Here is an 18973-nt window from a genome sequence, read left to right on the forward strand (position 1 = left end):
AATCCTAGCGATGTTCCCAACAGGCCCCGTGCAGCATTTTGCAACATTCTGTCCGGCATTTTGCGTCTAACGGGTATGCATGTCAGAAGGAAGGGTGACCTTTATGAACATAAATCGAAGCGGCAACCGCTTGGACGGGAGATCCGGAAGTATCGCGGCAGCCTTGCTGCTGGCACTAATGCTTGCCGTCATTGCCGGCTGCGGCAGCCCGGACGACAGCCGCACCAGCTCAGCGGCTAGCGCCTCTGCAGATACGACCGCAGCCGCAGACAAAGAAACGGTTACGGCATCGCTTGCCAGCGAACCGCTGCGCAACCCGTATGAGGCCGCAGGTATTACCGATCCGACAGCCTTCAACCAAATGTTCGCGAAAGTACAGACCGCTATCGCCGCTGACGACCGGAAAGCGGTAGCTGCGCTAGCCCTGTATCCGATCCGGGTCAACTACTCGGAGGAGAAGTCCGAACAGGTCAACAACGCAGAGCAATTCATCGCCAAGTACGAGCAAATTATTACGCCGCCCGTGAAAGAGGCTCTCCGCCAGCAGAAGCCCGGCGAGCTGTTCGTCAACGCGAAGGGCGTAATGGCCGGAGCCGGCCAAATGTGGTTCGGTGCAACCGCATCGACTCCTCAGCGGTACGGGATTATCGCGGTCAATCCATAAACAAACAAGGACGCTGCAGGTCCAATCTGCGGCGTCCTTGTTTGTTTATTTTTGTAGGTTAACTAAGCGCTTGCGCCTGCCGGCTGCCCTTCTGCCGCCGTGCCATTCTTCACGAGAGCGTAATTCTCCCACTTACGCGACCGCCAGCGGAACCACATAATGAAGGTACGCATCCACTCGTCAGCCGCAACCGCCAGCCAAATACCCGGCAAGCCCATATCGAGCTGGAACACGAGCAAGTAACCGAGCGGCAGGCTCATGCCCACCATCGTCACCGTGCCGATCCAGAACGGATACTTGGCGTCGCCGGACGCGCGAAGCGAATTAACGAGCACGAGATTGCACATCCGCCCGGTCTCGAGCACAATCGTATACAGCATCAAATGGGCTCCAAGCTCCAATATATCGTCGTCATTCGTGAATAAGCCCATAAGCGGGTACCGGAAAGCAACAGCCAGAGCAATGCCGATCAGCGTAATGACGACAACGGAACGGATGCTGCGCCATACGCGGTTATAGGCCTCGTCCTGCCGGTTCGCTCCGATTAATCGGCCGACGATGATGGACGTGCCGATACCGCAGGAGTAGCCGAACAGGTAGATGAACCACGAAATATTTTGCACATATTGCCTTGCCGCTAATGCATGGTCGCCCAGGAACGTCGCATAGTACAGGAACACCATCTGGCACCCTTGGTACATAACCGATTCCATCGCGGCGGGCACGCCGATTTTTAATATTTTGCCGATATACTCCTTCGACAGCGTCAGATAGTATTGGAACATGATCCGCACTTTCATAATTCGGTACATGAGCCAGAAGAAGACGACGACCGCGAGCGCCCGGCTGATGACCGATGAAATGGCTGCTCCTTCGACGCCCATCTCCGGTGCGCCGAATTTACCGAAGATCAGCATATAGTTTCCGATAATATGAACGATGTTCATGCCGAGCGATACGAACATCGCTTCCTTCGTAAATCCGTGCACGCGAACGATTGCAGCAACCGCATTAATGACCGCTTGCAAGAACAGCGAGCTGCCGACGATCGCTATGTAGCTGACCGCGTAATCGAGCGTCTCCCCGTGAAGATTCATTCCTCTCATTAACGGCTCGTTCAGCAGGAAGAAGAATGCGCTGATGACGATGCCTACGCCCAAGCTGAGCGTGACGGACAGAGCGGAGATCCGGGCTGCGCCTTCGTAGCTCTTCGCTCCGATGTACTGCGCGACGACGATTGAAGCGCCGTTGCCGATAACCTCAAGAATGAGCATCGCGATCATGATGTATTGATTGGCCGTGCCGACACCCGATACAGCGTTGTCCGACAAGGCGCTGAGCATGAGCGTATCGGCAATCCCCATGAGCATAAATAATAGGATTTCCAGAAAAATAGGCCACGTCAGATGAAATAAGCTCATCTCCCGCGACGAATCACGGCTTGCTGCCGTTGCGTTCGACATGATGTATGGTCTCCTATCCGTTACTCTCTCTATTTGATTCTTCGGTATCGTATCACAGCCCCGTACGGAATGCATTATCGCTGCAACCGAATTTACGATAAAATAATAGGAAATAAACGAGAGGGGTGCGCCTATTGGAAACATCGAGCAGCGAGTATACGACAATCCCGCCGGACGAATACGCAGGCATGCTCATTCTCGACCGGATGAACGACCATTTGCGCGGGGCTAATGATCCGCTGCACGCTTTCGCACTGGACGAGCTGCTGTGCAGACGGACAGGCGAAGGCGGCCCTCCGGTCTGCCATATATGGCGGCATTCAGGCGCCTTCATCCTTGGTCAGCGCGATGCAAGACTGCCGCATGCGGCAGAGGCGTTACTTGCGCTGGAAGCGCAGCATTACAAGACGGCGGTGCGCAGCTCAGGCGGCGCAGCCGTTCCGCTTGACGACGGCGTCGTCAACGTCTCGCTTATTCTGCCGATGGCAAGCAGCGGCGCGGGAGCTCGGTTCAACCGGGACTTCGAACGAATGTACGAATTAATCGCTGAAGCGCTGGCCCCGGCCGGTGCCCGCGTAGACAAGGGAGAGGTCGAAGGCGCATATTGTCCCGGCGACTACGATCTCAGTATTGCCGGCCGCAAGTTTTGCGGCATCGCGCAGCGGCGGCAGGCTAAGGCGTTCATTATTCAAGCATTCATCGTCGCCGAAGGCTCTGGAAGCATGCGCGCGGCAGCCATCCGCGCTTTCTATGATCAAGCGGCGGCCGGCGCCGAACCAAGCACCGCCTATCCGCGCGTTGTGCCCGGAAGCACCGCCTCGCTTGAAGAACTGACCGCCATCGGACCCGGCGCAGCGGCGGCATTCGCCGAACGCATCAAGACGGTCGTTCGTTCGCGGCAGCAGCCGGATGCGCTCGCCGCTTCAGCCGCCCGCTTGCAGCTCCCGCAGCAGGACGAGCTGCAAGCGATGATCGAATCGCTGCGCAGCCGGTACTTGCGTTAGAGCAGCCAGCCTCTAGCTAACGCTACCAAGCGCGGCAGAAACAGCAATATCCTCCATCGCCCTCAAAAGGAGGATTATGTCGAAGAATGTCGAATAGACATTTATTCGATTTGTACGTGATTCATGTCTTCGCTGGACCGTTATCCGCATCCGACATGCTCATGCATATACGCACGAATACAGATTGGAGGGCATCTGTCATGTCGATTAAGGCAAAGCTGTCGCTAGCGATATCCGCCGTTGTAGCCGTCATTTTGACATTGAATGTCGTCATCTATTATGCCGCTGCCAATAATCATTTGCAGAAGACAGCCGAACAGAACCTGCTCCATATCGCCAACCAGATCCGTGTCTCGGTCGAATCATCCGAAGCGGCGCAGAGCCGGATCGAACAATCGCTCGCCGAGAAGCTTCGCGCGGCTGCAATAGCGGCCAAGAGCCAACTCGACCCCGACATTGCGAATATAAGCAGCGAACAGCTCGTGAAGCTAAGCCGAGAGCTGGACGTGAACGATATTTCGTTGTGGCGCCAGACGGACGACGACATCGTCATTGTGAAATCATCCAATCCGGAAGAGCTCGGCTTGAGCTCGAAATCAATGGATTACTTTTATGATGCTTTCCGGCAGTTGTTCGCCAATCGCAATACGACCGTACAAGAGGGACAGAGACTCGATCATTTCTGGTCGGGACCGATCAATTTCGCCAAATCGAACCCTTCTCACATCAACAAGTGGGGCTACTATTACGACGGAACGACGAATTATATGATCAACCCTTTCATTGATGCCAAGTCGCTGATCAGCTTCGACGAGCAGAACGGTACGGAAGCGGTCATTCGCCAGTTAAGGGCTGACTACCCTGAGCTTCTCGATATTACCGGCTTCGATCCCCGCTTCTTCGGGAAAGATCCGATTCTGAAGTTCAAGCAGGGCGAGCTCGTTCACAATCTCGACGTCCGGGCGATCATATTCGGGCAGTATACGCTGAAAGATGGAGCCGATGTCTCCCTGGTTGGACAGGCACTAGATTCTGGACAACCGGTCACAATGAAGACGACGGTAGAGGGCAAACACGTGCTCAAAGTGTTATACCCGGTCCAAGACGAACATCCCTACATTATCGGCGTTCAATTCGACATGGCCGTCATTGCTCATTCGCTCATCCGGCAAGTGTTCTTGCTCGCTGCCATTTCGCTTGGATTGCTGCTGCTGACGCTTGCGTTCAGCTACCGGCTGGCCGGCGCCCTCATGCGGCCGATGCAGCTCATCCTCCGCAAAGTGAACAATATGGCGAAGGGCGACTTCTCGACTCCTATCCCGCAGCACAGCAAGGACGAGCTCGGGCAGCTCGCCGCTGACGTCAACAACTTGGGGGCCAGCCTCATCCGGCATACCAGCGAGTTGGAGTCCGCGATGGAGGAGCTTCGATCGACCAAAGGGTATTTGGAATCGTTCATCGATCATACGTCCGACGCCATTCATGTCATCGATATGGACCGCAACGTCGTCCAGGGCAACCATGCATTCGAAAATATGTACGGCTGGTCCGTTCAAGAAGCGGCCGGGAAACCGCTCAACAATGTCCCCGCCGAGCGGATCCAAGAGAAGCAATTGTTTCTCGACGTCATCTCGCAAGGGGAGCCGATTTCGAACTTCGAGACGGAACGGTATACGAAAAGCGGTCAACTGATCGATGTCAGCATTACCGCTTCGCCGATTCACGACCAAGACGGCCGGATTATCGCCATCGCCTGCATCTCCCGCGATATTACGAGCCGCAAGAAGACGGAAGAACGACTTCTCCGTTCGGAGAAGCTGTCCGTCGTCGGCCAGCTGGCGGCAGGCGTTGCGCACGAAATCCGCAATCCTCTCACGACCCTTCGCGGCTTCATTCAGCTCGGCAGCAGCCGGGGCACGATCAATCCGGATCATATCAGCATCATGCTCGCCGAGCTCGACCGGATCAATATGATCGTCAGCGAATTTCTTATTCTGTCGAAGCCGCAGAAGATCCGGTACGTTCATGCCGATGTCAATCAAGTGATGAGGGATACGCTCGTGCTGCTGGAGTCAGAGGCAGCGGCGGGCGGCATCACGTTCGACGTAACCCTTGAGCCAGCCTTAGCGAACCTGTATTGCGAGCCGAACCAGCTCCGGCAGGTGTTCCTGAACCTCATTAAGAACGGCATCCAAGCCTCGCCAGGTGGCGTCAGTCTAAGCATCCGCATCAGCAACGGTCCGGATTCGGTCACCAGCACAACCGGCGCTATCCGCATCGAGATCGCGGACCAAGGCTGCGGCATTCCGCCCGCCGATCTTGCCCGTCTCGGAGAGCCTTTCTTCACCCGCAAGGCGGACGGCCACGGTCTTGGCTTAATGGTCTGTCAGCAGATCATCGCCCAGCACCAAGGCACGCTCCAATTCCAGAGCGCAGTCGGCCAAGGCACGCGCGCGGTAATCGTACTGCCGAACCGGAAGCGCGATAATGGCGACAACTTAAGCAAAGCCGTATAAACTACAGCAAAGCCCGGTCCTCTCCCTCTGAGAAGACCGGGCTTTGCTGTGTGCATTCATCAGCCGATTCGAACAGCCGATTCTGCTGCTCCAGCGCCTTGCTGAAGCTGGTACATATCGTAGTACTTCCCGCCTTGCGCCATCAGCTCGTCGTGGTTGCCGCGCTCGACGATACGGCCGCGGTCGAGGACGAGAATTTGATCTGCTTGGCGAATCGTCGACAGCCGGTGCGCGATGACGAACGTCGTGCGCCCCTTCTTCAGCACATCGAGCGCAGCTTGAATGATCGCCTCCGTTTCCGTATCGATGCTCGCCGTCGCCTCGTCGAGAATGAGGATCGCTGGATCGTAAGCAAGCGCCCGGGCGAAGGAGATCAGCTGGCGTTGGCCGGCGGACAGCGTCGCGCCTTTCTCTACGACCGGCTCATCAATGCCGCCAGGCAGCTGCATGAACATGTCGTAGGCGCCGACGTCGCGCAGCGCCTGTTCGATCCGCTCCCGGCTGATCGACGGATTGCCGAGGCTGACGTTCGAAGCGATCGTGCCTGTGAACAGGAACGGATCCTGCAGCACGATGCCCATATGCTGGCGGAGCAGCTGCTTCGGCACATCGCGTACATCCACGCCGTCGACTTTAATATTGCCCTTGCTGCGCTCGACGTCATAGAACCGGAACAACAGGTTCAGGATCGAGCTTTTGCCGGAGCCGGTATGCCCGACGAGCGCAACCGTCTCGCCCTGACGTGCGTGGAACGAAATGTTGCGCAGCACGTATTCCTCTTCCTTGTAGGCGAACGATACGTTATCGAACGTCACATCGCCTTTCGTACGCGGCTGCGTGCCGGTGACGACATCCGTCCCCTCTTCGTCCAGCAGTGCGAATACCCGGCCCGCCGATACGCGCGCCGTCTCCAGGTTCGACAGCTGGTTCACAATGCCGACGATCGGCTGGAACATCCGGTTCATGTAGTCGAAGAAGGCATACAGCACGCCGACCGTAATATAAGAACTGAGCGAGCCACCCCAGAATACCCACAGCACCGTCGCGAACAACACGTTGCGGATGACGTTGACCAAGTTATGCGACGTGAGCGCGTTCAAGCTCAGCAGCTTGTTCGCGTTGTTGAACAAATCCTTGTTCATCTCGTCGAATTCTTCCATCGTCTTGTTCTGGCGGCGGAACGCTTGGATGATCGGCATCCCTTGAATCGACTCGTTGATCATGCCGTTAATATCGCTCAGCTTGCTGCGGATCGCTTCGTTAATGCGTCCTGCGAACCGCCGGTACACGATGATCCAGACAATCAGAATCGGCACGAGCGGAAGCGCGATCAGCGCCAGCCGCGGATCAAGCAGGAATAGGCCGCCGTATATCGCCGTCATATATACAATGCCGGAGAAGAAGTTCGCAAGCACCGCTACGAACAGCTCCCGCACCGCCTCTGTATCGTTCGTAATACGGGAGACGACCTTGCCCGCCGGCAAGTTGTCGAAGTAATACACCGGCAGCCGCTGAATATGGGCGAATACGTCCTCCCGCATCTTCTGCACGATCCGGTTGGCGGCCGTCAGCAACAGCAGCCGCTGGCCGTACGTGAAACCTGCCGCTACGACGAGCAGTCCGAAATAAGCGCCCGCCATCTTCAGCACCCTTGGCAGTTCCGGCTTGTAGAACCGGTACAGCTCGCTCTTCGTCAGCTTCGCCGCCGGATAGCTCGCCTCTTCGCCAGTGCCGGACGCAATCGTCAGCTGTCCGTTCTCCACACGCCGAGTGCCCTCGGTCTGCTGCACGTCACCTGCGATAAAATAATAGTCCTTGCCCGATTGAAGCACACGGACCGTCGCTCCGCCCCGCTCGGCATCCGTCAACCGGTCTTCGCGCTTATAGCTCTTGCCGCCATAGACAGCTGCGCCGCTCGTGCCGGCCGGCACCTCCTGCCACCGCTTCTCGATGCTCAGTATGTTCTGGTCGATCATCCGCTGCGCGACAAGCGGACCGATCAGCTCTGCGCAGACGGCTAATGCAAGCAGGATGAGCGCCATAATGATGGGACGCTTATACAGCATCGCATAACGGAACAGCCTCTTCGCGGTCTGCGGCTTAGGTCCGCTGCGCCCCGGCTGCTCCAAGTTCGTCAATGTTGAAGTCAAAGTAAACACCTTCGTTTCCGTATCCTTAGTCAATCCGAACCGCCCCGCGGCCCGGAACGTTATTCATCGATTGTGCGAGACTCGCAGCGGTTAAGCTTCAGCGAGCGCTTCCAACTGCTGCCGTTCGTATTGTTCCTTATACCATCCGCCATGCGCGAGCAACTGCTCGTGCGTGCCTTCTTCCGCAATGCGTCCGTCCTCCATCACGATGATCCAGTCCGCATGCTGCACAGCCGACAGACGGTGCGTCGTAATAAGCGTGGTTTTGCCGGCGCGCTCCGTCCGAATGCCGTCAATAATCTCTGCTTCGGTACGAGCGTCGACTGCCGACAGTGCATCGTCCAGCATTAATATCTCCGGATTCGCAATAAGAGCCCGGGCAATGCTGACCCGCTGCTTCTGGCCGCCGGACAACGCCACGCCTTTCTCTCCGACGAGCGTTTCCAGACCGTCTGGCAGGAACGCGACATCCTTCGCGAACGAAGCGCGGGCAAGCGCACGCTGCAGATCATCCTCTGTCGCCTCTTCCAATCCGAACAGAATGTTCTCGCGAATCGTGCGGGAGAACAGAATCGGCTGCTGCGGCACATAGCCGACCCAGCCCAACATTTCATCGACTGCGATCCGTTCCAGCGGCGTATCGGACACGGTTATCGCGCCTTGGCCGAGCGGATATTCGCGGAGCAGCTGACGGAGTATCGTCGTCTTGCCGCTGCCGGTTCGGCCGACGATACCAAGCGTCTCGCCCCGCTTCAGCTTCATCGACATGTCTACAAGATTGTCGACCGCCGAAGACGGATAACGGAACGTCACATTGCGGAACTCAATGGAATCCGGCGTGCTCACCATATCGAGCGATTCGCCATCCGCCACGTCCGGCTTGTAAGACAAAGTCTCGGTTACGCGGTCGAGCGACGCATTCCCCCGCTGCATGACGTTGATCAGTTCGCCGATCGCGAACATCGGCCAGATGAGCATCCCAAGGAAAAAGTTGAACGAGACGAGATCGCCCAGCGTGATCTCACTGTGAAACACTAAGTATGCGCCATAGCATAACCCGATTAAGTAACTGAGTCCGATCAAAATTTTGTTCGTCGGTTCGAACATCGCATCGACGCGCGCCACCTCGATATTGCGGCCCAGCACTTCCTCCGTCTTCGCCTGGAACCGGCTCCGGTCCGCCTCTTCCTGCACATAAGCGCGGACGACGCGAATGCCGGCAACCGACTCCAGCACCTGGTCATTCAGTTCGCCGAACGCATCCTGCGCTTTCATGAACCGGTCGTGAATGCGGCTTCCGAAATATTTGAGCGCCAGTGCGAGCAGCGGCAGCGGCAGCAGCGCCGCCAGGGTCAACTTCCAGCTGATCAACACCGCCATCATGAACAAGAGAGTCAGCATCCACACTGTGGAATCGACTAGCGTCAATATACCGAACCCGGCCGTCGTCGAGACCGCCCCGAGATCGTTCGTTGCGCGCGCCATCAGGTCGCCCGTCCGGTTGCGCTCATAGAACGTCGGCGTCATGCGCAGAAAATGTCTCATCAGTCTCGTCCGAAGCAGCCGTTCCAGCACGATGGCCCCTCCGAACAGCTTATACATCCATACATAGGTCAAGACATAACAGACCGCCGTCAGTCCGAACCAGGTCCCGATCACGAGGTAGAACCTTTCGTCACCGATCCCTCCTTGCTGAATGCCGTCAATCGCATAGCCGAGCAGCCTAGGTGGTATAACCTCCAAGAAGCCGACAAGTGTAAGTAAAATGATGGCTACGGTGTACCGCTTCCGGTACTGCTTGAAAAACCATCCGAGCTTTTGCAATACAGTTAACATAGGAATAATTCCGTCCTTTCCTAGCCTATCCATCCGATCCGTATTATGCCCGAGAAACACACGAAGGCGCGCTGCCCCTAGCGGGCCGCACGCCTTCTCTCCGCCCGTTCAGAACATATGTTCGAGTTGAGCGGTGCAAAAAAGGCGCACGATTACGTAGCGTAACCATGCGCCGCAGTTGTCAGAAAGATTCCGGGTTAGCTGCGATCGGATGGATTACGCATCAATGTTCCAAGTCCTGTAAATCCAACGTTAGTAACAACATCGTTAATCATTGCGGTAATCCTCCTTTCGATTAATAAAATCCTTCTGCAACTTTACCATCGCAAGAAAATGGTGTCAATGGACGAAATAGCGTTTACGTCACATTTTTTAAAAAAGCTTGTCCTAAATCGCCGCAAAAAGAGACGACCACGCTCTACTTTACTGCAGATTCGGCCTTCTCCTTGCACTGAGCCTCGTCAGCAGCGGATTGACGACCTCGGACAGCACAAGCCCGATTGCGATCGCGCCAGACAGCATGAACGCTTTCGCGGCGAGCGGCAGCGATTCGTCGTACCGGTTCTCGACGACGCTGCGCATCGCATCGTAAGCGACGCCGCCCGGCACGAGCGGGATAATGCCCGCGACGCTGAAGATGATGACCGGCGTCCGGTACAGTCTGGCGAACAGCTGCGCGACGACGGTGACGAGCAGCGCGGCAGCCAGCGTCGCCGGAACGGCGTCTATGCGCTCCGCCAACTGCACGTAAAGGATCCAGCCGAGCATTCCGGACAGCCCGCATTGGATAAGCGAGCGCCTTGGCGCATGGAACAGGATGCCGAATGCAGCGGACGCGATAAAGCTCGCAGCGGCATGTCCCGCCCATGGCAGCGCCGGGTCTCGGTATACGGTCAACGGAACGCCGGACCCCACTGACAATACGAAGGCAATGCCCGTTCCAATCGCGAACGCGGTCAGGAACGCTTCCGCGCCCTTGGATAAGCCGGATACAAGATGGCCGGCGATAAGGTCGCGCACTGCGTTCGTCAGCAGCAGCCCCGGCACGAGCGGCATGACGGAGCCGATAATGATCCGGTCCAGGTCATGGCCGAAGCCGGTCTGCACGAGCAGAACCGACAGCGAGCCGACGACGACGGAAGCGACGAACTCGGCGAACAGCTTGACCGGCACAAGCCGGTGGAACCAGATAAGCGCCGCGAAACCGAGTCCTCCCGCCAGTACTGCAGGGATGATATCGGCTATCCGGCCTTGGAACATGAGGAGGAAACAGCCGCTTGCCAGCGCAGCTGCCGCGATCTGCAGCGAAGGCCGGTAAGCGGCTGTTTCCTCCTCAACTTGTTGCAGCAGACGGCACGCTTCATCGGGTGATAGCTCCCCCCTGCTGATCCGGCGGGAAATATCGTTGACGAGCGTCACCTTATTCAGATCGGTAGACCGCTCCAATATGCGGACAAGCCGTGTCGCAGGCGAAGCCCCGTCCACGGCGAATAGTATGCCTGTCGGCGTAACGAAGCTCTGCGAGTCCTGCATGCCGTATGCGGCTGCGATTCTCATCATCGTGTCTTCCACGCGGTACGTCTCGCCGCCGCTCTGCATCATGATTTTGCCTGCCAACAAGCACACTTCCGTCACCCGGTCCAACCTCTGCCGCTCTGACGCCTCCATACTGATCCCCCTGCCTGCATAATGCTTCCCTCGTCGTGAGGCCGCTCGCCCGCTTCTACTTCGCTTCCGCCTCTGCCGCAGTATCCAAGACGGCATCCCGTTCTACCCCGCCGCCTCGCAAGTAACGCCGTTCAATCCGCTTCATAATGATGAGCGACAGTGCGACGAACAACACAACATAGAGCAGCAGAGCAGGATTGCGGTAATAACGGCCGACGTCGTGACCGACCAGCGAAACGGAGAACACCATCACGACTTTGCCTGCCCCGACTGCAAGAAGGAACGAACGCAGCCGCATCTTGGCAATGGCCGCCGCCACGTTCACCACGACGAAAGGTCCGACCGGGAAAATGCTTAAAATAAACACGTAACTGAACGCATTGCGTCTCACCCACTGAAGCCCTCGCTGCACTTTGCGGCGCTGCGCATATTTCTCAAGCCATGGATGGCCCGCAACCCGTCTCACGATCAAGAAAGTAGCGAGGCAGCCCGCGACGAGGCCAATCCAGGAGTATAGAAAGCCGAGCCATAGGCCGTATACGGCCGCGTTCACCCCGACGATGACGAGCGTCGGAAGCGGCGGGACGAACGATTTCATAAACGTCAGCGCGACGCCAGGCAACGGGCCTAACGACCGGTAGCGGTCAAGCAGCTCCAGCAAATGCTGTTCATTCGACCAATAGTGTACGAGCTCCGATATTCCCATCCGGTCACCTCTCTTCCTGCAGCCGCTGTATCCGATTGTATCGTCCCTCACGGCATTACATTTTATGTAAAATTACACTCCGAGCCGCTGGCGTGCCGTTCATCCCTGCTGCAACCGCTTCGCACAGCGAAGGAAGGCGGCCCGCGTCTCTTCCTGCTGGCGCAGCAAGCGCTCCCGCGGCCAAGGGCCGCCGTCTCCTTCAAGATCGCTGGCGATTAGACGCAGCATCCATAGCGAGAATACAGCCGAGAACAAGCTGTACTCGCGCATGAACGCTTCCCGGTCCGCCGGAACGCTCCCTGCTTTCGCCTGTTCCCAATAGGCAGCCAACAGCCGCTCCCGCGCCTCATCCTCAATCGTCCGTGGAAACATCGGATGCGACATATCGAGTGCATGATACAAGTCCCAATAGGGACTGTTCCGGTGTACATGCTCCCAATCCAGCACTTTGAGTGTGCCGTCATCCGCCGTTCCGAAATTGCCGGCATGCAGATCGCCATGCGACAGCCGATAGACGATAACCGGCGGCTGCTGCTTCATCTGACCGTATACGCGAAGGACGAGATGCTCCGGCAATCCGAATACGAGCGGTTCAGAATATCCGTCCCCGCGAGCTTCACCAGCAGGTTCCGATGCATCCGCAACATTGGTACCAGGCCGGTTCGTTACTGAGGCTGCGGCTCCTGCAACTGCGGATCTATGCGCTCCAGCTTCCCTCTCCATAGCCCCTGCAGTCGGTCCGCCGCGCCAATTCCAGCCAAGCTCCGTCAGCAGATCGGCCACGATTTCCTCGTAATCCGGCTTCTGTCCGCGCTCGGAACCGAGCAGCACTCCTTCCGTCGGCACAGCATGCCACTGCGCCATATAGCCGATCAACTCGGCCATCGCTTGCTCGTTGAACGTATGGGTTACCACCCCCGCGTCCTCGAATACGAGCCACGCGAGTCTGCTTCCATCCGCGTCCGCCGTCTCGGCATAATCCAGCAGCGCCGGATACAGGTCCGGAAGCTTCGGCAGCACATCCGCATAAAGGCGCGCCTCCCGGGCGGCCTGTGCGAGATCAGGCGTTATTTTGCACACGACCGTTCTGTCCGGTCCGATCTGAACGCGTTCGACCCGGCAACCGTTTAATCCTGCGTACAGCAGCTCCCGCTCCATAACGGCCAGACCTTGGGCTATCTCATCCGCGCTTATGTATGCATTCGATTCTTTCTCGTTGCTCATTCCGCATCCGCACCTGTTCCTCTTCATGATGTCCCTATTGTAGCACAGCCGTTCCGGTTGAAAAGGCCGGATATCGCAGCGTTGCCTCGAGCCCGCGCCGCCAGCCGGCAGCACGAAGAAAGCCGTTCCCGGTTTCGGCAACGGCCTAACATTTATTTCGCGGTCTTGCGGCCGTACGCCCTGGCGAAAGCGAGCATGCGCGCATAGGCGGCGGGATCGAGCTTCTTAAGCGGATGAAACTGCGGATGGTTCGAGTTCACTTCCAGCACCCACAACTTGCCTTCCTGGTCGAATGCGAAATCGATTCCCATCTCCCGCATGCCGTTCTTCTGGCTGCTCAGTCTGCGCGCGATCCGCAGCGCCGTCTCTTGCAGCTGCCCGCTGAGCTCCAGGCTCTGCTCTTCTGCGCACGCTTTGGCGGTCCACAGCTGGTTCAGCGTCCATATTTGGCCGCCTTGATAAAAATTCGTCACGATCCGCTGCTTCTGCCCGACCTTAACCATATAGCCCGTGCAGGTCCAACTGCCTCCCGGCTTGCGCTGCACCATAGCCCGAATGTCATACGGCTGCTCGTCGATCCGGTCTATCGCAACAGCTTCTTGAATGATCATGCCGCATTTTCGTCTGTGGATGCTCCGGTATGCTTCGTCTAACGCCGCGAATTTCAGCTGCTTCTGCCGCTTGGCATGAACGGAATAGAGCGTGTAGCCTTCCTCCGTACGCTCAAGCTTGTGAATGCCGATCCCATGAGATCCGATATCCGGTTTAATATATAACGCAGCGAACCGCTCGCTCATGGTGCGCAAATGGTCCGCTGTCAGCGTAAGGGTCTCGGGAACGAGCGGCTTAAGCTCGGCATCCGCGCTTAAATAGCGGACCACCTTATGCTTTCCCCATATTGCAGCGCTCTTGTACGTCTTGGTGTACATCTATGCTCACCCCGTGCTACCATATGCGCCGCTGCAGCTGTCCGCCTGTGCGTTGAGCCGTCCTCCCTGCCTATTTCAACTGCTCATGCATCTCGTTCCTTCGTCCGTCCCTCTCAACCTTCCAATTCCAGATTCTCTTCCTCTGAGGAAGGAATTTATTTCCGGTCGTCGAATCAGCATTAACAATCAAAAGTGCCAACGTTATTTATCGTTCGACAACATCTGCTTTTAACCATTATCAGCCCCCTTAAGGAGAGAGTCCGATGACCACCCAACTGTCGTTTCGCGCGGACGGAACGTTCCGTATCGTTCAAATTACCGATCTTCATTGGCAAAATAACGATCCCGAAGATAGGCAAAGCCGCTTGCTTATGGACCGCATCATCGAAGAGGAACAGCCCGATCTCGTCGTCTTCACCGGCGACATGATTCATTGCGAACTTGCCCGGGACCGGAGAGCCGCCTTTCGGCAAGCCGTCGCAGCGGCAGCGGACCAGCGCCTTCCGTGGGCGTTCGTGTTCGGCAATCACGATGCCGAGGAAGGCATCACCCGCGAGGAAATGACCGCGCTCGCACGCGAGCTTCCGGGATGCGTCGTTCCGCCTGAGCAGGAGCCATGCGGAATCGGCAACTATACGCTGCCGATCGCCCGCCGCAACAGCCATGACAGAAGCAGAAGCAGCAGCAGCGCCGCCGCCGTTCTGTACCTGCTCGATTCCGGCAGCTACGCCCCGGCTTCGGTCGGCGCCGCTGCTTGGATCAAGCGCGAACAGATCGACTGGTACATCGGACAATCGCGCCGATACGAAGCGGCTAACGGCGGCAAGCCGCTGCCTGCGCTTGCTTTCTTCCACATTCCGCTGCCCGAATTTCAGGAGATGTGGGATTTCCGCACCTGCTATGGCTACAATTTCGAAGGCGTCGGCTGCTCCCGCATCAATTCCGGCATGTTCGCCGCCATGATCGAGCGGGGCGATATCGCTGGCGTGTTCGTCGGCCATGACCACGTGAACGACTATTGGGGCACTCATCACGGCATCCGGTTGTGCTACGGCCGGGCAACCGGATTCAACGCATACGGGCATGCCGACATGCCGCGCGGAGCAAGAGTCATCGAGCTGTTCGAGGACGGACGGCCTTTCCGCACATGGCTGCGGTTGGAGGACGGCCTACGCATGGATGCTCAGCCGGTTCACCATTCCGTATTCGAGGAAGTGTCCGTTCAAATACGGAAAAGGCTGGCGCGCTAGCCCATACCCGGTCCGGTCTAGCCCTTTTATGCAGCCCATGCCATGAAGCTGCATGTTTGGCTGACCGCCGGGCTGCAGCTTTATATTCGTCCCATGCCTAACTCCCGTCGTTAATAATGATAACTATTATCATTATGATGAGTTATAAAATAACAACGTTACGTACGACTCAACATATCGAGCCGGTAATAAGGCAACTCGAGCATATACGGACAACCCAGGAGGCTAATGTCAGCAATGAACAAACAAAGCAAACTCAGCATCGTATTCATGAGCATCCTTATTCTCGCCATGTTCCTGTCGGCATGCAGCAGCAAAGACAAGGACGCCGAAAGCACAGACAACGCAGGCATGGCGAAGGAAGAGACGGCAGTCGCATTATCGCATCGTACTTGGAAGACCATCTGGCAGCGCTCGGCGTGAAACCGGCTGCGCAATGGTCCGTACCGAACGGCATTCAAGACTACCTGCAAGCAAGCGGTCTGGAAGGCGTGCCGACGGTCGGCTACGATCTGCCGATCGAGCAGGTGATGAGCTTCGCCCCGGATTTGATCATCGTGGCATCGGAATCCGAAGTCGCGAAGGACAAATACGATCAACTGACGAAAATCGCTCCAACCTACGTAATCGGCGATGCGGTTGCCCACGACTGGCGCGCAGCGTTCAAGCAAATCGGCGACCTGTTGGGCAAATCGGATGAGACAGCGAAAGCGCTGGAAGCTTACGAGGCGAAAGCTGCGGAGGCGAAAGCGAAGCTGGAGCAAGCGGCAAACGGCCAATCGGCAGCCGCGTTGTGGCTCGTAGGGAACACTTTCTACATCGTTGACGAGACGCGCGCAAGCGGCGAAGTGCTGTACAAGGACCTCGGGCTGAAGCAGCCGAACATTGTTGCGGAGCTGCCGGCTGACCAGAAGGCCAACTGGAACAAAATATCGCTCGAGAAGCTCGCTGAGCTTGATGCGGATCACATTTTCCTTATCAACAGCGACAAGGCAGCGGCTGACAGCGTATTGAACGATAACACGTGGAAGAACCTCCCTGCCGTGAAGGCTGGCCATCTGTACGAGCTGCCGGCATCGAGCAGTTGGCTGTACAGCGGCGCTATCGCCAACACGCAGACGATTGATGACGTTCTGAAAAACCTTGTGAAATAGACCGATATTATAAAGGGTCTGTTCCTCGCCATTCGGCTTGGAGCAGACCCTTTTGTTACTTTATATCTTATAATTAAACATCTCTTCTCACAAATACACCCCATGCGACAGCATGGAACAACAGAAGATAAATCAAATCCACCGTAATAGAAAACGAAAGGGTCATCCCGTCAAGTATGGGCTCATTATCACCAAAGTAGGGCGAGAGATCAGCATTAATCAGCCAGAAATATTTTGCAATGTTATTGCCCCCGAACATGAACAAAGCGTTTCCAATAAACGAACCGAATGTCAATGCAATCGATAATGCGGTTGCTGTCGCAGAGCTTCTGGAGACCGCTGACATCATAAAAGCTAAGGAAATTGCGATAAATGCAAATACGTAATTTAATAGATAACTGCTAAGCAATTCCGGACCGCGAATAGACCCCAAGGGCAATATGAAGTAACCAGATATAAATGAGGTTAGCAACAGTCCTACCATTAATGCAGCTGTTAATAAGCATATAGCAAAGAATTTCGCATACATAATTTTCGTACGGCTAACTGGTCGGATAAGCAGCATTCGGATCGTTCCAGTTGAAAATTCCGCAGCAACTATTCTACTTGCTTCGATAACCATAAAAAAGGTGATTAAGATATTAATATTCGTGTTTGCGATCAACATATCACCAAATCCCGTTTCACTACCTTCATAATCACCGAACAATGCACTCATAATGACAATACATAAGAGCACGAGACTGATCATCCAAAAAAACCGGCGACTATGTATTTTCATACATTCATTGGCGATAAGCATGACAAAACTCAATCGGATTCAACACCTTATCTTTAGAGTATTACTAATGATTCTTCCATAGCCTGATATATAGTACAAGCGCCGCTAATAGAAAAATAACAACGATCGGTATGATGCGTAACCTCGTTATCGGATTACGTTCTTCATCATTTGCAGGCGGTATATCCGGCTCAATATAAAGAAGAATAGAAAGAAACCATTTCATGACCAGCTTCATTCCGTTCAATATTCGCATAGTTTCCTCCGTTATCGAATAGGACAATTGGAATCACATTTACCGATCGGAACAACAAATCTTCTTCGAGCTATGTAATCATATATCGATTGGCCAACACCAATTTTACCTAAAATATATAGAAATATCCACATAGGAATTAACAAACGGTTTTTTTTGAAAATCTGTGCGAAGGTGTATATACCCTCATACATTTTGTTATTTGACAAGTTCAATCCTAACATTCGGGCCTCCGCTTTACTCGGATCGATACCATAGCGGGTTAGAATAGAAGGGTCTCTGAAAGAAACATATCTGACTAACCTATTCATATTGATTACATTTAGTTTTCTAACCGATTCCCGGCACAACGGGCAGCTTCCATCATAAAAAACTAAAAACTGCGAGGCTGTTGCCCTCTGATTGCGAATACGCAACAAATAGGACACTTTTGCTTTACGACATAGTCTCTTCGACTTCTGGACAATGGAAAAATATTCGTTATCCGATAGAAGCAAAAGATCCATCACGATCATGACAAGAGAAAAGGTGATAAGTCCCATCATTATGCCTATTCCTAAATGAAGGAGCACAACACAAGAGACGATTAGATACTTGGTCTTTTTATTAAATAACAGGAAAGGGAATGCTATCTTTATAAAAACGGAAAAGTAAGTGGCAAGTACAATCATGTAATCATTATGTATAATAAGGTTTCTAAGTGCCGGATTTGAAAAAAGATCGACTTGCATAATATAATACACGGCCGTTCCGTTTTCCCAATTTTCCCCCATTACTTGGTATAGACCCGATGTTAAATATAAAATGGCCAGTTGAATGATACAGCATAAGACCGCCAAATTGTGAAGTAGATTTCTGAATTGTATGACAACTGGATTGCGATGAATCAATTGCTTTTTGCGATGCGAGTCAATAGAGAAATGTGCCGTTACATTCGCAAACAATAAATAAAATAATACGATTCTTAATAAATTGTCTCCCCCGTCTGATAAGTACAAACTCTTCTCAATAAAGGAGTAAGTAAGGACAAAATGAATAATAGATGTAAATCGCCCTTTAAAACCAACTATATACAAAAGAGTGAAAACAATACCTAAATGATATATGATATCAAACAGGCCTAAGTTTAAGTCTAAATTATATAAAGATATGCTCGCAGTCTTGGTCTGATATCCGAAGTTACTCCATAAGTAGTAACGCTGCGAATAATGGATTAAGTAGTTATATAACAATATAAGACCAAATCCGATTCTTGCTAAACTTGCCCCCACAAAATAGCGAGGCAAGCATAAATCGGCTATGAATGATTGAAACGGTATTACTTTATGCCTCCTTATCGACCTCTCTATACCTAACATTCCGCTAACTCCTC

15 protein-coding genes and 1 pseudogene are annotated in these 18973 nt (G+C 54.6%); 6 read left to right on the top strand and 10 right to left on the bottom strand.

Features of this window, described 5'->3' with window-relative positions; genetic code table 11:
- Positions 1-103 precede the first annotated feature (103 nt).
- Complete coding sequence (locus PKO01S_RS10410; RefSeq protein ID WP_127531278.1) at positions 104-664, top strand: hypothetical protein; 561 nt, start codon at positions 104-106, stop codon at positions 662-664.
- Positions 665-726: 62 nt separating this feature from the next.
- Here the strand turns inward: PKO01S_RS10410 and PKO01S_RS10415 are convergent, their stop codons facing one another.
- The gene (locus PKO01S_RS10415) at positions 727-2127 is read right to left on the bottom strand and encodes an MATE family efflux transporter (protein ID WP_127531279.1); all 1401 of its coding nucleotides are present in this window, start codon (positions 2125-2127) and stop codon (positions 727-729) included.
- Between the two features lie 134 nt (positions 2128-2261).
- On the opposite strand from PKO01S_RS10415, the gene PKO01S_RS10420 reads away from it, so the two are divergent.
- Together PKO01S_RS10420 and PKO01S_RS10425 are read left to right on the top strand one after the other, a co-directional pair.
- A complete protein-coding gene (locus PKO01S_RS10420) occupies positions 2262-3131 on the top strand; it encodes a lipoate--protein ligase family protein (protein ID WP_246070522.1) in 870 nt (289 codons plus the stop codon).
- 86 nt (positions 3132-3217) lie between these two features.
- Positions 3218-5647 (top strand): ATP-binding protein, encoded by a 2430-nt coding sequence (locus PKO01S_RS10425; protein ID WP_246070523.1) that lies wholly within the window; start codon positions 3218-3220, stop codon positions 5645-5647.
- A gap of 59 nt (positions 5648-5706) precedes the next feature.
- On the opposite strand, the gene PKO01S_RS10430 is transcribed toward PKO01S_RS10425, so the two are convergent.
- From PKO01S_RS10430 to PKO01S_RS10455, 7 genes and pseudogenes are all read right to left on the bottom strand, one after another.
- Entirely contained in the window at positions 5707-7713 is a 2007-nt protein-coding gene (locus tag PKO01S_RS10430; protein ID WP_127531324.1) for an ABC transporter ATP-binding protein, read from the bottom strand.
- A 174-nt stretch (positions 7714-7887) separates the two neighbouring features.
- Positions 7888-9633 (bottom strand): ABC transporter ATP-binding protein, encoded by a 1746-nt coding sequence (locus PKO01S_RS10435; protein ID WP_127531280.1) that lies wholly within the window; start codon positions 9631-9633, stop codon positions 7888-7890.
- A gap of 423 nt (positions 9634-10056) precedes the next feature.
- Positions 10057-10548 (bottom strand): threonine/serine exporter family protein, encoded by a 492-nt coding sequence (locus PKO01S_RS29325; protein WP_246070532.1) that lies wholly within the window; start codon positions 10546-10548, stop codon positions 10057-10059.
- A pseudogene (locus PKO01S_RS29330) lies at positions 10546-11301 on the bottom strand (threonine/serine exporter family protein); the annotation flags it as partial. The gene PKO01S_RS29325 and the pseudogene PKO01S_RS29330, both read right to left, overlap by 3 nt.
- A gap of 55 nt (positions 11302-11356) precedes the next feature.
- A complete protein-coding gene (locus PKO01S_RS10445) occupies positions 11357-12007 on the bottom strand; it encodes a TVP38/TMEM64 family protein (RefSeq protein WP_127531282.1) in 651 nt (216 codons plus the stop codon).
- A 99-nt stretch (positions 12008-12106) separates the two neighbouring features.
- Positions 12107-13231, bottom strand: a complete 1125-nt coding sequence (locus PKO01S_RS10450) for a phosphotransferase family protein (protein ID WP_164779559.1) — start codon at positions 13229-13231, stop codon at positions 12107-12109.
- A 152-nt stretch (positions 13232-13383) separates the two neighbouring features.
- Positions 13384-14160, bottom strand: a complete 777-nt coding sequence (locus PKO01S_RS10455; RefSeq protein WP_127531284.1) for a YheC/YheD family protein — start codon at positions 14158-14160, stop codon at positions 13384-13386.
- Positions 14161-14423: 263 nt separating this feature from the next.
- On the opposite strand from PKO01S_RS10455, the gene PKO01S_RS10460 reads away from it, so the two are divergent.
- The 3 genes from PKO01S_RS10460 (at position 14424) to PKO01S_RS10465 (ending at position 16564) form a co-directional block, all read left to right on the top strand.
- Entirely contained in the window at positions 14424-15410 is a 987-nt protein-coding gene (locus PKO01S_RS10460) for a metallophosphoesterase family protein (RefSeq protein WP_127531285.1), read from the top strand.
- Positions 15411-15647: 237 nt separating this feature from the next.
- The gene (locus PKO01S_RS29335) at positions 15648-15833 is read left to right on the top strand and encodes a hypothetical protein (protein ID WP_246070524.1); all 186 of its coding nucleotides are present in this window, start codon (positions 15648-15650) and stop codon (positions 15831-15833) included.
- Positions 15830-16564 (top strand): ABC transporter substrate-binding protein, encoded by a 735-nt coding sequence (locus PKO01S_RS10465; RefSeq protein ID WP_246070525.1) that lies wholly within the window; start codon positions 15830-15832, stop codon positions 16562-16564. The genes PKO01S_RS29335 and PKO01S_RS10465 overlap by 4 nt, the downstream gene beginning before the upstream one ends.
- Positions 16565-16637: 73 nt before the next feature.
- Here the strand turns inward: PKO01S_RS10465 and PKO01S_RS10470 are convergent, their stop codons facing one another.
- Together PKO01S_RS10470 and PKO01S_RS10475 are read right to left on the bottom strand one after the other, a co-directional pair.
- The gene (locus PKO01S_RS10470; RefSeq protein WP_127531286.1) at positions 16638-17378 is read right to left on the bottom strand and encodes an ABC transporter permease; all 741 of its coding nucleotides are present in this window, start codon (positions 17376-17378) and stop codon (positions 16638-16640) included.
- Between the two features lie 234 nt (positions 17379-17612).
- Positions 17613-18959 carry a DCC1-like thiol-disulfide oxidoreductase family protein gene (locus PKO01S_RS10475; RefSeq protein WP_127531287.1) on the bottom strand — a complete coding sequence of 449 codons (1347 nt, stop codon included), beginning with the start codon at positions 18957-18959 and terminating at the stop codon, positions 17613-17615.
- Positions 18960-18973: the final 14 nt, after the last annotated feature.

The sequence above is a fragment of the Paenibacillus kobensis NBRC 15729 genome, assembly GCF_004000825.1.
GTDB classification, from domain to species: domain Bacteria; phylum Bacillota; class Bacilli; order Paenibacillales; family Paenibacillaceae; genus Paenibacillus_T; species Paenibacillus_T kobensis.

Excerpts from the sequence above, each read along its gene's own strand:
- PKO01S_RS10410 (WP_127531278.1), top strand. The coding sequence starts at position 104 with ATGAACATAAATCGAAGCGGCAACCGCTTGGACGGGAGATCCGGAAGT.
- PKO01S_RS10415 (WP_127531279.1), bottom strand. The coding sequence starts at position 2,127 with ATGTCGAACGCAACGGCAGCAAGCCGTGATTCGTCGCGGGAGATGAGC.
- PKO01S_RS10425 (WP_246070523.1), top strand. The coding sequence starts at position 3,218 with ATGTCGAATAGACATTTATTCGATTTGTACGTGATTCATGTCTTCGCT.
- PKO01S_RS10430 (WP_127531324.1), bottom strand. The coding sequence starts at position 7,713 with ATGCTGTATAAGCGTCCCATCATTATGGCGCTCATCCTGCTTGCATTA.
- PKO01S_RS10435 (WP_127531280.1), bottom strand. The coding sequence starts at position 9,633 with ATGTTAACTGTATTGCAAAAGCTCGGATGGTTTTTCAAGCAGTACCGG.
- PKO01S_RS10445 (WP_127531282.1), bottom strand. The coding sequence starts at position 12,007 with ATGGGAATATCGGAGCTCGTACACTATTGGTCGAATGAACAGCATTTG.
- PKO01S_RS10450 (WP_164779559.1), bottom strand. The coding sequence starts at position 13,231 with ATGAGCAACGAGAAAGAATCGAATGCATACATAAGCGCGGATGAGATA.
- PKO01S_RS10455 (WP_127531284.1), bottom strand. The coding sequence starts at position 14,160 with ATGTACACCAAGACGTACAAGAGCGCTGCAATATGGGGAAAGCATAAG.
- PKO01S_RS10460 (WP_127531285.1), top strand. The coding sequence starts at position 14,424 with ATGACCACCCAACTGTCGTTTCGCGCGGACGGAACGTTCCGTATCGTT.
- PKO01S_RS29335 (WP_246070524.1), top strand. The coding sequence starts at position 15,648 with ATGAACAAACAAAGCAAACTCAGCATCGTATTCATGAGCATCCTTATT.
- PKO01S_RS10475 (WP_127531287.1), bottom strand. The coding sequence starts at position 18,959 with ATGTTAGGTATAGAGAGGTCGATAAGGAGGCATAAAGTAATACCGTTT.